Annotated in this window: 13 protein-coding genes; 1 reads left to right on the forward strand and 12 read right to left on the reverse strand. The window is 71.8% G+C overall.

The annotated features are described in order from the left end of the window. Nucleotides 1-45: 45 nt before the first annotated feature. From WDW90_RS17515 to WDW90_RS17550, 8 genes are all read right to left on the reverse strand, one after another. The gene (locus WDW90_RS17515) at nucleotides 46-738 is read right to left on the reverse strand and encodes an amino acid ABC transporter permease (RefSeq protein ID WP_336488698.1); all 693 of its coding nucleotides are present in this window, start codon (nucleotides 736-738) and stop codon (nucleotides 46-48) included. Continuing rightward, entirely contained in the window at nucleotides 738-1460 is a 723-nt protein-coding gene (locus WDW90_RS17520; RefSeq protein WP_336488699.1) for an amino acid ABC transporter permease, read from the reverse strand. Before WDW90_RS17520 ends, WDW90_RS17515 begins: the two co-directional genes overlap by 1 nt. Nucleotides 1461-1469: 9 nt before the next feature. Continuing rightward, entirely contained in the window at nucleotides 1470-2390 is a 921-nt protein-coding gene (locus WDW90_RS17525; protein ID WP_336488700.1) for an amino acid ABC transporter substrate-binding protein, read from the reverse strand. A gap of 384 nt (nucleotides 2391-2774) precedes the next feature. Then, the gene (locus WDW90_RS17530) at nucleotides 2775-3677 is read right to left on the reverse strand and encodes an amino acid ABC transporter substrate-binding protein (RefSeq protein WP_336488701.1); all 903 of its coding nucleotides are present in this window, start codon (nucleotides 3675-3677) and stop codon (nucleotides 2775-2777) included. Between the two features lie 45 nt (nucleotides 3678-3722). After that, entirely contained in the window at nucleotides 3723-5003 is a 1281-nt protein-coding gene (locus tag WDW90_RS17535; protein WP_336488702.1) for a dicarboxylate/amino acid:cation symporter, read from the reverse strand. Nucleotides 5004-5287: 284 nt separating this feature from the next. Continuing rightward, a complete protein-coding gene (locus tag WDW90_RS17540) occupies nucleotides 5288-6118 on the reverse strand; it encodes an ABC transporter substrate-binding protein (RefSeq protein WP_336488703.1) in 831 nt (276 codons plus the stop codon). After that, nucleotides 6091-6819 (reverse strand): ATP-binding cassette domain-containing protein, encoded by a 729-nt coding sequence (locus WDW90_RS17545; protein WP_336488704.1) that lies wholly within the window; start codon nucleotides 6817-6819, stop codon nucleotides 6091-6093. The genes WDW90_RS17540 and WDW90_RS17545 overlap by 28 nt, the downstream gene beginning before the upstream one ends. Then, on the reverse strand, nucleotides 6816-7511 hold the full coding sequence (locus WDW90_RS17550) for an ABC transporter permease (protein WP_336488742.1): 696 nt from the start codon (nucleotides 7509-7511) through the stop codon (nucleotides 6816-6818). Before WDW90_RS17550 ends, WDW90_RS17545 begins: the two co-directional genes overlap by 4 nt. A gap of 72 nt (nucleotides 7512-7583) precedes the next feature. Here WDW90_RS17550 and WDW90_RS17555 point away from each other — a divergent pair, with 72 nt between their 5' ends. Next, nucleotides 7584-8588: a substrate-binding domain-containing protein gene (locus tag WDW90_RS17555; RefSeq protein ID WP_336488705.1), complete on the forward strand. Its 1005-nt coding sequence runs from the start codon at nucleotides 7584-7586 to the stop codon at nucleotides 8586-8588. 60 nt (nucleotides 8589-8648) lie between these two features. Here WDW90_RS17555 and WDW90_RS17560 read toward each other — a convergent pair whose 3' ends face one another. Genes WDW90_RS17560 through WDW90_RS17575 form a run of 4 tightly spaced genes read right to left on the reverse strand, consistent with a single transcriptional unit; the run spans nucleotide 8649 to nucleotide 13525 of the window. Then, nucleotides 8649-9902 (reverse strand): molybdopterin molybdotransferase MoeA, encoded by a 1254-nt coding sequence (locus tag WDW90_RS17560; protein ID WP_336488706.1) that lies wholly within the window; start codon nucleotides 9900-9902, stop codon nucleotides 8649-8651. Then, nucleotides 9886-10425: a molybdopterin-guanine dinucleotide biosynthesis protein B gene (gene mobB, locus WDW90_RS17565; protein WP_336488707.1), complete on the reverse strand. Its 540-nt coding sequence runs from the start codon at nucleotides 10423-10425 to the stop codon at nucleotides 9886-9888. The genes WDW90_RS17560 and mobB overlap by 17 nt, the downstream gene beginning before the upstream one ends. Beyond that, nucleotides 10416-12416, reverse strand: coding sequence for a molybdopterin biosynthesis protein (locus WDW90_RS17570; protein ID WP_336488708.1), 2001 nt, complete (start codon nucleotides 12414-12416; stop codon nucleotides 10416-10418). The genes mobB and WDW90_RS17570 overlap by 10 nt, the downstream gene beginning before the upstream one ends. Next, nucleotides 12413-13525: a molybdopterin-binding protein gene (locus WDW90_RS17575; protein ID WP_336488709.1), complete on the reverse strand. Its 1113-nt coding sequence runs from the start codon at nucleotides 13523-13525 to the stop codon at nucleotides 12413-12415. Before WDW90_RS17575 ends, WDW90_RS17570 begins: the two co-directional genes overlap by 4 nt. Nucleotides 13526-13570 lie beyond the last annotated feature (45 nt).

Raw genomic sequence — 13570 nt, forward strand, 5'->3', positions numbered from 1 at the left:
CCGGCATGGGCGAAGAGGTCATGGCGCGGTCCTCGAAACGGTGCATCAGCGGATGATGGCGACGCGGCTTTGCAGGCGCCGCACCAGGAAGGAGGCCGTGAAGCACACGGCGAAGTATACCACCGCTGCGAACAGATACATCTCGACGAGGCGGCCGTCGCGCTGGGCCACCTTGGAGGCGGCGCCCAGGAAGTCGGTCAGCGAGAGCACGTAGACGAGCGAGGTGTCCTGGAACAGCACGATGGTCTGCGTGAGCAGCAGCGGCAGCATGTTGCGGAAGGCCTGGGGCAGGATGACGGTCGCCATCGCCTGCCAGTAGGTCATGCCGAGCGCGTAGGCCGCGCCGGTCTGCCCCTTGGGGATCGACTGGATTCCGGCCCGCATGATCTCGGAGAAGTAGGCGGCCTCGAACAGCGTGAAGGTGATCAGCGCCGACGAGAAGGCTCCGACCTGGATCGGGTTCGGCGAGCGCGTGATCCAGGCGCCGATATACGGAACCAGGAAGTAGAACCAGAAGATCACCAGCACGAGCGGCAGCGAGCGCATCAGCTCGACGTAGCCCTTGGCGAGGTGCTTCAGCCCCGGGAGCCCCGAGAGCCGCATCATGGCGAGCAGCGTGCCGAGGATCACGCCCATGCCGGCCGCGAGTGCCGTCAGGGTGACGGTGAAGACCATGCCCTGCCCGAACAGGTAGGGCAGCGACGTCAGGATGACGCTGAAGTCGAAATTGGCGAACATCAGCGCTGCCCCGGCACCGCGACGCTCCGCTCAAGGAAGCTCGCGCAGGTGATCACCACGAGGTTGACGAGCACGTACAGGACCGTCGCCGCCGTGAAGGCCTCGAAGACCTGGAAGGAGAATTCCTGCATCGAGCGGGCCCGCGCGGTGAGCTCGAGCAGGCCGATCGTCAGGGCCACCGACGTGTTCTTGAGGTTGTTCAGGAACTCGGAGGTGAGCGGCGGCAGGATGATCCGGTAGGCGTTGGGCAGGAGCACGTGCCGGTAGGTCTGGGCCACCGTCAGGCCCATGGCCGTGCCGGCCATCCGCTGCCCGCGCGGCAGCGACTGGATGCCCGCCCGCACCTGCTCGGCGACGCGGGAGGCCGTGAAGAAGCCGAGGCACACCACCGCCGTGTAGAAGGGGGCGTTCGGCAATTGCTTCAGCCAGGAGCCGAGGCCGGCGGGCAGGACTTCCGGCAGCACGAAGTACCAGAGGAACATCTGGACGAGCAGCGGCACGTTGCGGAACAGCTCGACATAGGCTGTTCCGATGCGCTGCGCGCCCCGCGAGGGCAGGGTGCGCATGACGCCGATGATGGAACCGAGACCGAAGGCGATGACCCAGGAGCAGAGCGCCGTCGTGATCGTCCAGACGAGGCCCGAGAGCAGCATGTCGGCGTAGGTGCCGGTGCCCTCGGGCGAGAGGTCGAAGAAGATCGACCAGTTCCAGTTGTAGTTCATCGCGTTCGATCAGTAGGCGGCCGGGTCGGCGCTGTCGCTCGGGTTGGCGAATTGTTTCTGCATAGCCTCGCTCATCGGCAGCTTCAGGTTGATGCCGCGCGGCGGGATCGGCTGCGTGAACCACTTGTCGTAGAGAGCCTTGCCCTCCGGGCTCTTGTAGAGCTTGGCCGTCGCTTCATCGACCACCGCCTTGAACGGCGCGTCGTCCTTGCGGAGCATGATGCCGTAGGGCTCGGGCTTCGAGAGCGGCTCGGTCGAGATCGTGTAGGCGTCCGGCGTCTTCGAGCCGGCGACGAGGGAGGCGAGCAGCACGTCGTCCATCACGAAGGCGTCGGCGCGGCCGGTCTCGACCATCAGGAAGGCCTCGGCGTGGTCCTTGGCCGGCAGGATGGTCATGCCGAGCTTGCGCTCGGTATTGGCCTCGTTGATCTGGCGGATGTTGGTGGTGCCCGAGGTCGAGACCACGGTACGGCCCTTCAGGTCCTCGATCTTGTCGAGCTTCTTGTCCTTCTTCGCCACGTAGCGGGTCGCGGTGAGGAAGTGGGTGTTGGTGAAGGCGGCCTGCTTCTGGCGGTCGGCGTTGTTGGTGGTCGATCCGCATTCGAGGTCGATCGTGCCGTTGGCGATCAGCGGGATGCGGGTGGCCGAGGTGACCGGGTTCAGCTTCACCTCGAGCTTGTCCATCTTGAGCTTCGCCTTCACGGCATCCGCGATGTTGCGGCAGATCTCGTAGGCGTAGCCGACCGGCTTCTGATCGCCGTCGAGGTAGGAGAACGGGACCGAGGAATCGCGATAGCCGATGGTGATCGCGCCCGAATCCTTGACCTTCTTGAGGGTCCCGGTGAGTTCCTCGGCTTGAGCCGCACCGGCGGCAAGAATGAACAGACCCAGGCCCGCGAAGATGCCGCGGCGGCATTTATGGGAATGCATCGACGAACGAACTCCTGATCCATCATTGCCCGCCGGACGGGCGCGAGAGCCACGGTCCGCGATCCGGAGCCTAGCAGGCCGCTGCAATACTGCAACGACGGTGCCGAAGGGCGGAATGCTGACTGCGATCAACGGGAAAATTTTGTCCCACGGACGCGAACTTGCCCGGAGCGGGCTGCCGCGAGCGGGACGGCCGGGCGCGCCGGGGCGGATCGGCGCACGACTGGTCCATCGCGCGAACGAGGGACGGTTCGGTGCCTCCGGTTTGTGCAGTTGGTGACGCTCTTTAGGTGTGTACGGCGAGGCCGGCGGGAGCGGTGACGGGCCGGCGGGCGCCGCCTCGGCCTCTTCCCAAGGCCCCTCGCTAGCCGGCGCGCCGGCGCCTCAATCCTGAAGCCCGATCACCTGGAAGCTCGTGCGCAGCTCGTCGGACATCGGTACGTTCAGCCGCTCGCCGTTCGGCAGGCGCTTGAGGAACCACTTCTCATAGAGCCAGCGCAGCTCTCGCGACTCGGCGATGCGCGTGAAGGTGCCGGAGACGAGGCCCGCGAATTCCGGATCGTCCTTGCGGAACATCAGGCCGTAGGGCTCGAAGGAGAGTTTGTCGGGCAGCACCGTGTAGGCGGCGCCCTCCGGGCCGGCCCCGGCGATCAGGCCGTAGAGCAGGATGTCGTCGAGCCCGAGCGCGTCGGCGCGCCCGTCCTTCACCATCGCGAAGGACTCGGCGTGGTCGCGCCCCGTCACGATGGTGGCGGGGATCTTGAGCTGCGCGAAGAGCGTCCGCAGCGCACCCTCGTTGGTGGTGCCCGCCGTCACCGCCACCGTCCGTCCGGCGAGGTCGCGGAAGGACTTCACGGGCGAATCGCGGCGGACCAGGAGCTTGGTCGCGCTGAGATAGGTGACGGGCGAGAAGGCGACCTGCCTGCGCCGCTCCGGGTTCGCGGTGGTCGAGCCGCACTCGATGTCGATCCGGCCCGAGGTCACCGCCGGGATGCGGTTCTCGGAGGTGACGGGCTCGTAGCGGATCGCGAGGTCGGGCCGCCCGATCTCCGCGGCGATGTCGTCGACGACGTCGAGGCACAGGTCGATCGCGTAGCCCACCGGCTTGCCGGTGCCGTCGAGGAAGGAGAAGGGCAGGGAGCTCTCGCGGTAGCCGAGGGTCACCGCGCCGGAATCCTTGATCTTCTTGAGCGTGCCGGTCAGCACGTCGCCGGCGCCCGCGGGTGCGGCGGCCGTCAGGGCGGCCAGCGCCCCGAGCGAGAGGGCGATGAAGCCTCGAACACGCATGGCCCGGTCTCCTGCCGTGATCCCTGGCGCGATTCCCGCCCGCTCCTACTCGGCCGGTTCCGGGAGCGGGTTCACGTCGCGGTCGAGGCGCTGGTCGGTGCCGGCGAGCTGCCCCTCCCACTTGGCCACCGCCACCGTCGCGACGCTGTTGCCGAGCACGTTCGTCGCCGACCGGCCCATGTCGAGGAACTGGTCGATGCCGATGATGAGCAGGAGCCCCGCCTCCGGGATGTGGAAGGTCGAGAGCGTCGCCGAGATCACCACCAGCGAGGCGCGCGGCACGCCCGCCATGCCCTTCGAGGTGACCATCAGCAGGAGCAGCATGGTGAGCTGCTGGCCGAGGCTCAGCGGGATGTTGTAGGCCTGCGCGATGAACATCACCGCGAAGGTGCAGTACATCATCGAGCCGTCGAGGTTGAACGAGTAGCCCATCGGCAGCACGAACGAGGTGATGCGGTTCGGCACCCCGAAGCGCTCGAGGTTGGCGAGCGTCTTCGGGTAGGCCGCCTCGCTCGAGGCCGTCGAGAAGGCGAGCACGAAGGGCTCCTTGATGAGGTCGAGGAGCCGGCGGATGCCGCCGCCGCCGACGAGGAAGAAGCCTGCCAGCACCAGGAGGCACCAGAGCATCGCGAGGCTGGCGTAGAATTCCAGCATGAACTTCGCGTAGGTGACGATGACGCCGATGCCCTGGGTGGTGATGGTGGCCGCGATCGCCGCGAAGACCGCCACGGGCGCGAAGTTCATCACGTAGCCGGTGATCCTGAGCATCACGTCGGCGAGGCTCTCGATGCCGACGGCGAGCGGCTTGCCCTTCTCCCCGATCGCCGCGAGGGCGACCCCGAAGAACACCGAGAACACCACGATCTGCAGGATCTCGTTGGTGGCCATGGCCTCGACCGGGCTCTTCGGCACGAGGTGGATCACGAATTCCTTCAGCGAGAGCGAGGCGGCCTTGAGGTTGGTGGTGGCGCCGGCATCCGGCAGAGGCAGGTTCAGGTTGTCGCCCGGCCTCAGGATGTTGACCATGACGAGCCCGAGGAGCAGCGAGCAGAGCGAGGCGCCGATGAACCAGATCAGCGCCTTGCCGCCGACCCGGCCGACCGAGGCGGTGTCGCCGAGATGCGCGATGCCGACGACGAGCGTCGAGAACACCAGCGGCGCGATGATCATCTTGATCAGCCGCAGGAAGATGTCGCTCACGAGGGCGATGTAGCCGGCGATCTCCTTGGCGGTCTGCGGGTCGGGCCAGGTGATGCTGCACAGGTAGCCGACGCCGATGCCGAGCAGCATCCCGATGAAGATGTAGGTGGTCAGCCTTGAACGCATCGAGATCTCCCCGGGCGTAAGCCGCGACGCGCAGCGCCGGCGAATGCCGTCCGGAGACGCTTGCACGAGACAGGCCAGACAGGTCCCGGGCAAGGCAACCCGAAGCTCTGACGGCCGGAAGCGACCGGGCAAGACCAGACGACGGCGCACCGTCCGCAGCTTCGACTTCCCGAGATCGGAGGCGTCGCGCCGTGGACCTGGTCAGGCTAGCCTGATCCGGCGCGACCGCAAGCGTCGCGTGAAGCGACGCGTGACAATACCCGATCGATGCATGGGATAAGGGATCAGGACTTGCCGCCCTGGGCGTTCGGGAAGAAGAGCTGCTCGCCGTCGATCTTGTAGCCGGCGATGTCGCGCTGGCCTTCCGGGGAGACGAGCCAGTCGATGAAGGCCTGTCCCTCCTTCGCCTTCACGGCCAGATGCTTCTCGGGGTTCACCAGCATGACGCCGTACTGGTTGAACAGGCGCTTGTCGCCCTGGACCAGGATGGCGAGGTCGCCCCGGTTCTTGAAGGAGAGCCAGGTGCCGCGGTCGCTCAGGACATAGGCGTTCGCGGCCGAGGCCGTGTTCAGGGCCGGCCCCATGCCCTGTCCGATCTCCTTGTACCAGTCGCCCCGCACGGCGCCGAGGTCGATGCCGGCGTCCTTCCAGTAGCGCAGCTCCGCCGCGTGCGTGCCCGAGCGGTCGCCCCGCGAGACGAACGGCGCCTTGGCCTCAGCGATCTTGCGGAGCGCGACGGTCACGTCCTGCCCGGCGGCGCCGGCCGGATCGCCCTTCGGCCCGACGATGACGAAGTCGTTGTACATCACCTCGTAGCGCTTCACGCCCGCGCCCTCCGCGACGAACGTCTCCTCCGCCGGCCTGTCGTGCACGAAGACGACGTCGGCGTCGCCCCGCCGTCCGACATCGAGCGCCTGCCCGGTGCCGAGCGCCACCACCTTCACGCCGATGCCGGTCTTCTCGGTGAATCGCGGCAGGAGGTAGCGGAACAGGCCGGACTGCTCGGTCGAGGTGGTCGAGGCCACCGTGATGGCGCGCTCCGGCTCGGCCGAGGCCGGCCCGGCCACGAGGAACGCGAGGGCGAGGCTCAGGAGGCTGCGGCGTAGGACGACCATGGGAGTTCTCCCGTGAGGTAGGCGCGGGCTTGCACGGAGCGGGGCGAGAACAGGACCTGCCGGGTCGGCCCCTGCTCGACGGCACGGCCGCCGCTCAGGACCACGACCTCGGCCGCGAGGCGGGCGACCTGCCCGAGATTGTGAGAGACCATCAGCACCTTGGTGCCGGCGCGCGCGGTCTCGGCGACGATCTCCTCGATCAGCTCGGTCGCCGCGGGGTCGAGACTCGCGGTCGGCTCGTCGAGGAGGAGGAGGTCCGGCTCGCTCGCCAGCGCGCGGGCCAGCGCCAGGCGCTGCTGCTCGCCGCCCGAGAGCCGGGTCGCGGGGTCCTCTGCCCGGTCGAGGAGCCGCACCCGGGCGAGCGCCGCCCGGGCGCGGTCGCGGCAGGCGCGGCGGGGAAGCCCGAGTGCCGCGAGGCCGAGGGCGACGTTGCTGGCCGCGCTCGCGCGGACGAGGGGCGGGCGCTGGAACACGAAGGCGCGCCGCGCCGCCGCGCCGCACTCGCCGATGCGGATCGAGCCGGAAGCCGGCGCGAGGAGGCCGTCGATCAGCCGCAGCGTCACGCTCTTGCCGGCCCCGTTCGGGCCGATCAGCGCGGTGATGCCGGGGGCCGCGATGGTCGCGTCGAGCCGGTCGATGATCGTCTTCGCGCCGGCCCGGTAGACGAGGCCGTCGAGGCGGATGGGGAGCGCCGTGCTCATCCGTAGGCCCGCACCGCGTAGGCCCGCAGCAGGGTCGCGAGCGCGTTCACGGCGAGCACGAGGCCGATCAGGACGAGGCCGAGCGACAGCGCGAGCGCCAGGTCGCCCTTCTGGGTCTCCAGGGAGATCGCGGTCGTCATCGTGCGGGTGTAGCCGTCGATGTTGCCGCCCACGACCAGCACCGCGCCGATCTCCGAGACGGCGCGGCCGAAGGCGGCGAGGAGCGCCGTGACGAGCGAGAAGCGCACGTCGAAGATCAGCACGCCGGCCCGCCGCCAGGGCGGCAGGCGCAGCGAGCGCAGCTGCTCGCCGAGATGCGCGTCGGCATCCGCGACGATCTGGCGGGTGAGCGCCGCGATCAGCGGCGTCACGAGCACGCTCTGCGCGGCGACCATGGCGGACGGGGTGAAGAGGAGGCCGAGCGGCCCGAGCGGCCCCGAGCGCGACAGCAGCAGGTATACGAGGAGGCCGACGATGACCGGCGGCAGGCCCATGCAGGCGTTGAGGAGGCCGACCAGCCAGTCCCGGCCGCGGAAGCGCAGAACGGCGACGAGGGCACCGAGCGGCACCCCGATCACCGTCCCGATCAGGACGGCCAGGACGCTCACGCGCAGCGACAGCCAGGCGATCGCCAGGACCTCGCGGTCGAGGCTCGCCAGCCGCTGAACGCTCTCCTGCAAGGTCTCGATCATGATCCGGAGCTGAACGGCCTCCCTCCTCATGCTATCGGGGATCGCGACATTTCAATAGGAAAGCCTGTTCCTATGAAGGTAACGCTCAAGGTCGTCGGCAGGATGCGCCTGACGGACGGGGAGGTCGCGCTCGAGCCGGCCTTCGCGCTCCTCGACGCCGTCGCGCGCGAGCGCTCGGTGCAGGCGGCCTCCCGCGGCCTCGGCATCTCCTATCGCTCGGCCTGGGGCCGGATCGCGGCGCTCGAGGCGGCGCTCGGCCGTCCGGTCGCCGTCAAGACGAAGGGGCACGGAACCGCTCTGACGGCGTTCGGCGCGGAGTTGCGCGATGCGCTGGCCGAGGCTTTCGGGGCCTGCGCGCCGGCCGTCGCGGCGAGCGAGGCGCGGCTCGCGGGCCGGCTCGCCGCGCTCCTCTCGCCGGTGCCGCCCCGATTGCGGGTGGCGCTGAGCCACGACACGCTCCTCACCGCCGCCCTCGCGGGGCGGCCCGAATACGAGGTCGCGATCGCCGGCAGCGCCGAGGCCCTCGCGCGGCTCGCGGCGGGCAGCGTCGAGGCCGCGGGCTTCCATTTCGGGGCGCGTTCGCCAGAGCCGGGCTCGCTCTTCGCGGCCGTCTTCGCGGATCCGGCCCTCGTCGTGGAGCCCCTGTTCCTGCGCGAGCAGGGGCTGATGTTCGCGGCCGGCAACCCGCTCGGCCTCGCGGACGTCGCCGACATCGCCCGCACGGGCGCGCGCTTCGTCAACCGGCAGCGGGGGGCGGGCACGCGCATCTGGTTCGAGCGGCTCTGCCGCGAGGCCGGGATCGCGCCGGAGAGCATCCGTGGCTCGGAGAGCGAGGAATTCACCCACCAGGCGGTGGCGGCGCTCATCGCCTCGGGCGCGGCCGATATCGGCATGGGCACCCGCGCGGTGGCCGAGCGCTTCGGCCTCGGCTTCCGGCGGGTCGGGGAGGAGACCTACTTCCTGGCCGTCCGGCGCGAGGCGGAAGGCGACGCGCTCGCGAGCCTTCTCGACGCGGTGCGCGGGCTCTCCCGCGTCATGATCGGCTACGCCCCGGCCGGACGGGAGCCCGTGGGTTGATGTCGTGCTCCCCGCTCGCAGCCCGTCCTTCCCGCTCGGGAGAGGGGGGGCCGCGAGCGCTCACCAGAGCAGCGCGTGCGGGTAGAAGGCCACGGTGTCGCCCGCGCTCAGGCCTGACGCGTCGTCGGGCAGCTCGGCCAGCCCGTCGCTCGCGGTCAGCGAGGTGATCACGCCCGCCCCGTCGCGCGGGTACTTCACCGCCTCGTACAGGCCGTCCGCGCCCCGGCGCAGGCTGACCCGGACATATTCGCGCCGGCCCGTCTTCTTACGGTACGCGAAGGCGGCGCGCACCCGCATCGGCAGCGGCGGGGCGTAGAGGGCGCCCCCGAGCCGGGCGAGGAGCGGGCGCACCACGAAGAGCAGCGTGACGTAGACCGCGACCGGGTTGCCCGGCAGCCCGATGAAGGGCGTGCCCCGGATCACCCCCATGGCCACGGGACGGCCCGGCTTGATCGCGAGGCGCCAGAAGACGAGGCGCCCGGCCGCCTCGACGGCGCCCTTCACGTGGTCCTCCTCGCCCGTCGAGACGCCGCCCGAGGTCAGGACGAGGTCGTGCGTGCCCGCCGCCGCGTCGATCCGCGCGCGCAGGACGGCGGGGTCGTCCCGCAGGATGCCGAGGTCGCTGACATCGGCCCCGAGGCGCCGCAGGAGCGCCGCCATCAGGATCCGGTTCGAATCGTGGATCGCGCCGGGCCGGAGCGCCGCGCCGGGCTCCGCCAGCTCGTCGCCGGTCGAGAAGACCGCGACCCGCAGGCGGCGGCGCACCGGCAGCGCGTCGAGGCCGACCGCGGCGGCGAGCGCCAGGTCCTGCGGCGTCAGGCGCCGCCCCGCTCGTATCGCCACGGCGCCGCGGGCGAGGTCCTCACCGGCCGGACGGCAATTCGCGCCGGGCTTCAGCCCGGGCGGCAGCCCGACCCGGTCGCCGTCGAGCCGCACGTCCTCCTGCATGAACACCGTGTCGGCATCCGCCGGCATCGGCGCGCCGGTGAAGATGCGCACGGCGGATCCCGTAGCCGCGACGGCCTGCGCCGAGGCGCCCGCCGCGAGGCGCCCACGCACGGGCAGCAGCGTCTCGCCGGTCCCCGCGAGGTCGGCGAAGCGCACCGCGTAGCCGTCCACCGCCGAGTTCATGAAGGGCGGCAGGTCGATGGCGGCCGGCATGTCGGCGGCCGCGATGCGCCCGTCGGCCTCGTCGAGCGATACGGTCTCCACCTCCGAGACCGTGGGCAGGCGCTCGCCGATCAGCGCCACGGCCTCCTCGATCGTCATCAGCGGGCCGCCGAAGGCGAAGCAATCGTCAGTCAGTTGCGCCATGGCCGTCCAGCCTTTCGAGGACTCTGGCGATCGGCTCGGCCCGCGCCAGCACGAGATCGGCGATCGCCTCGACGTCGTCGAGGTCGACCACCGGCACGCCCGCCTCCGGGAAGGCCCGGTCGCTCGCCACCGCGACGATGCGGTCGTCCCGGCGGTGTAGGGACGGGCGGCCGTTCGCGGCGCGGAAGACCTCGAGCTTCGGGTGCGGCTGGCGCTTGAATCCCTCGACCAGCACGACGTCGCAGGGGCTCAGGCGCCGCAGCAGGTCGGCGAGGCTCGCTTCCGGCGCGTCGCCGAGCTCGTGGATCTGCGCCCAGCGGCGCGCCGAGGCGATGATCACCTCGCTCGCCCCGGCCTCGCGGTGCACGAAGGAATCCTTGCCCGGCCGGTCGATCTCGAATTCGTGGTGGGCGTGCTTCAGGGTCGCGACCTTGAGGCCGCGGCCGGTGAGCGCCGGGATCAGCTTGGCGAGCAGCGTCGTCTTGCCCGCCCCGCTCCAGCCAGCCAGTCCGATCACGCGCATGCGCCGCCCTCCGGCCGAGAGAAGCCGAGCGCGGCGAGCGCGGCCGTGGTCGAGGGCTCCCGCAGAAGGGCCAGGAAGGCCGCAAGGGCGGGCGCGTCGCGGCGCTCGTCCCGGTAGGCGAGGTCGTAATGCTCCTCCGTCAGCGGCAGGAAGCCGAGGCCGTAGGCGCGCGCCACGCTCTCGATGGCGACGCCCCAATCGGCCCGCCCCTGCGCCACGGCGGCCGCCACCGCATTGTGCGAGCGCGGCTGGTTCCAGAAGCCCGGCGGCCGCGCGCCCTGCAGCAGGCCCTCGACGAGGAGCCGCGTACCCGAGCCGGTGTTGCGGTTGACCATCACCGCATCGGGGTCGGCGATGACCGCCCGCGCGGCGGCCTCGGGCTCCCGTCCCTCGAAGCGCGGGTCGCCCGGCCGGAACACGACGCCCTGCAGGCGGCGCCAGCCGGGCGCGAGGCTCATGCCGGGCTGCAGGAAGGGCGCGTTGTAGCGCCCGCTCTCCGCATCGAGGAGGTGCAGCGAGGCGAGGTCGCACTCGCCGCGCTTCAGCGCCGCGAGCCCGCCCGAGGATCCGACCCAGATCGTGCGCGCCCGCAGGCCCCGTTCGGCGAGGAGCCCGACGACCCGGTCGAGCCCGAGGCAATGGCTCCCGACGATGCTAAGGTCGGGCGGCTTCACGCCGGCGCCGAGGCGGGTCAGCGCCACGCTCTCGCCGGCCTCGAGCCCGGCACGGCTGGCCGGCACCGCGAAGAAGCCGTCGGCCTGCGAGAAGGCCGTGACGGAGCCCGAGCCCTTCGGCAGCGGCAGCGCGACGAGCCCGTCCGGGCCGTTGGCCAGCGACGCCATCACGAACTCCATCCGGCCGAGCTCCGAATTCAGGCGCTGCGGAACGCGCGCCGCCACGCTCGCCTCCTCGCGCGGCGGCAGGCCGGCCAGCGCCCGCACCAGCGGCACCACGAATTCGTGGAATGTGAACATCGCCGAGGTCGGGAAGCCCGGCAGCACCACGACGGCCTTGCCGTCGGCCACCGCGAGGCAGAGGGGCTTGCCGGGCTTCAGCGCGACGCCGTGCACGAGGATGCCGGGCTGGCCGAGCCGCGACAGGATGCGGTGCGAGACGTCGCCGGCCCCCTTCGAGGTGCCGCCCGAGAGCACCACGAGGTCGCAGGCGTCGAGGCTCGCGCGGATGACCCGCTCGAGCGCGACCTCGTCGTCCGGCACGATGCCGCCGGGCACCGGCGTGCCGCCGTTCTCCGCGACCGAGGCCGCCACGATGGCCCCGTTCGAATCGTAGATCGCGGCCGGCCTCAGGCGCTCGCCCGGCCTCACCAGCTCGTCCCCTGTCGAGAGCACGGCCACGCGCGGCCGGCGCACCACCGAGACCTGCGCGAGCCCGCAGGCCGCCAGCATCCCGATTTCCCGCGCCGTCACGAGGGCGCCGCGCCGCAGGACCGTCTCGCCGAGCGCCATGTCGGCGCCCGCGTAGCCGATGAACTGGCCGGGCGCGGCGGCCCGCACCAGCGCGACGGACGGGCCCTCGCCGGCCTCGACGAACTCCGTCTGCTCGACCATCACGACGGCGTCGGCGCCGCGCGGGATCACGCCGCCGGTGGCGATGGGGGTCGCGGTCCCGGGGGCGACGGCCAGCGCCGGCGCGGTGCCGCAGGCCAGGATCTCGGGGTTGAGGCGAAGGCGCAGCGGGCTCGCCTCGGCGGCGCCCGAGCTATCCGCGGCGCGGACCGCGAAGCCGTCGACCAGCGAGCGGTCGAAGGGCGGCACGTCGATCGGGGAGGCGAGGTCGGCGGCGAGCACGCGCCCGAGCGCCTCGGCGAGCGGCACGGTCTCGGAGGGCAGGGGCGCGTGCGGCACGGCCGCGCGGAAGCGCGCCAGCGCCTCCTCGCGCGACAGGACGGTGAGGAACTGCTCCTGCCGGGCGACCTGGGCGAGCCGCTCCAGGAACGCGTCGTCCGGCTTGTTCGAGTTGGATCCGCTCACAGCTTCATGATCTCGACGTGGGTCCCCTCCGGGTAGCCCTCCCGCTCCGGCGGAACCAGGATCGCTCCTCGTGCCAGCATCAGGCGGTTGAGGGCAAGCTCGGCCCCGCCGAGCGGCAGCGCCGCGTCGCCCTCCGGCGCCACGAACACCACCTCGCTCAGTCCGATCGTCGAGGCGACCTTCCGGGCGAGCGGCGCGGCGCGGCCGGGCTCCGGGCGGGCGCCGGAGAGGGCCGCGAGGAGCGGGCGCCCGAGGGTGAGGAAGCTGGCCAGCATCGCCTCGGGGGCGCCCGGCAGGAGGAGGACCGGCACGGCGCCGACCCGTCCGAACCCCGCGGTCTCGCCGGGCCGCAGGGCGATCCCGTGCACGTCGAGCGCTCCGGCCCGCGCCAGCGCCGCGGCGCTGCGGTCGCGACGCCCGAAGCCCGTTCCGCCGACGACGAGGAGGGCGTCGGCCTCCGCCGCCAGTGCCCCGGCGATGGCCTCGACCTCGGACGGGACCGGTACGACGGATGTCACGATCGCCCCGGCAGCCTCCACCAGGGCGCGGAGGGCCGCTTCGCGGGCATCGGGTCCGCGGCGCTCGGCGCCCGCGAGCACGAGCCCGATCCGGGGCTCCCGGATCCCGATCCGCACGATTCCCGCGCTCGCCAGCGCGAGGGCGTGGAGCGGGCGCACGCGCGCGCCCGCCTCGATCAGCCGGTGCCCGGCCGTGAAGTCCCGGCCGGTGGCGCCGGCGCCCTCGCCGGCGGGTGCGTCGGCCACCGCCTCCGTCATCGGACCGGAACGCTCGATCGCCTCCTCGGGCAGCACGGTATCTGCGGATTCGGGCAGGGCCTCGCCCGCCTCGACCCAGAGCGGCGCGCGGGGGAGGGGAACCGGCCCGTAGGACGAGGCGCCCGTGATCTCGGAGGCGGTCACGGCGAAGCCGTCGCGCAGGGCGACGCGAAGCGCAGGGACGGGGGAGGCGGCCTCGACCGTCTCCGCCGCGACGCGCCCGATCGCCGCCGCGCTCGCAACCGCGCGCGCGGCCACCGGCACGACGCCGTCGAGCAGGCGCGACAGCGCTTCGGAGAGCGGCATCAGGGCCGAGGAGGCGGGCCGGCGCATCGGGCATCCCTCGTTCGGGCTCGCCGCGGCGGGCGAGGGTAGGGG

It is taken from the genome of Methylobacterium nigriterrae (assembly GCF_037106235.1).
GTDB lineage: Bacteria > Pseudomonadota > Alphaproteobacteria > Rhizobiales > Beijerinckiaceae > Methylobacterium > Methylobacterium nigriterrae.

Excerpts from the sequence above, each read along its gene's own strand:
- WDW90_RS17515 (WP_336488698.1), bottom strand. The coding sequence starts at position 738 with ATGTTCGCCAATTTCGACTTCAGCGTCATCCTGACGTCGCTGCCCTAC.
- WDW90_RS17520 (WP_336488699.1), bottom strand. The coding sequence starts at position 1,460 with ATGAACTACAACTGGAACTGGTCGATCTTCTTCGACCTCTCGCCCGAG.
- WDW90_RS17525 (WP_336488700.1), bottom strand. The coding sequence starts at position 2,390 with ATGCATTCCCATAAATGCCGCCGCGGCATCTTCGCGGGCCTGGGTCTG.
- WDW90_RS17530 (WP_336488701.1), bottom strand. The coding sequence starts at position 3,677 with ATGCGTGTTCGAGGCTTCATCGCCCTCTCGCTCGGGGCGCTGGCCGCC.
- WDW90_RS17535 (WP_336488702.1), bottom strand. The coding sequence starts at position 5,003 with ATGCGTTCAAGGCTGACCACCTACATCTTCATCGGGATGCTGCTCGGC.
- WDW90_RS17540 (WP_336488703.1), bottom strand. The coding sequence starts at position 6,118 with ATGGTCGTCCTACGCCGCAGCCTCCTGAGCCTCGCCCTCGCGTTCCTC.
- WDW90_RS17545 (WP_336488704.1), bottom strand. The coding sequence starts at position 6,819 with ATGAGCACGGCGCTCCCCATCCGCCTCGACGGCCTCGTCTACCGGGCC.
- WDW90_RS17550 (WP_336488742.1), bottom strand. The coding sequence starts at position 7,511 with ATGATCGAGACCTTGCAGGAGAGCGTTCAGCGGCTGGCGAGCCTCGAC.
- WDW90_RS17555 (WP_336488705.1), top strand. The coding sequence starts at position 7,584 with ATGAAGGTAACGCTCAAGGTCGTCGGCAGGATGCGCCTGACGGACGGG.
- WDW90_RS17560 (WP_336488706.1), bottom strand. The coding sequence starts at position 9,902 with ATGGCGCAACTGACTGACGATTGCTTCGCCTTCGGCGGCCCGCTGATG.
- mobB (WP_336488707.1), bottom strand. The coding sequence starts at position 10,425 with ATGCGCGTGATCGGACTGGCTGGCTGGAGCGGGGCGGGCAAGACGACG.
- WDW90_RS17575 (WP_336488709.1), bottom strand. The coding sequence starts at position 13,525 with ATGCGCCGGCCCGCCTCCTCGGCCCTGATGCCGCTCTCCGAAGCGCTG.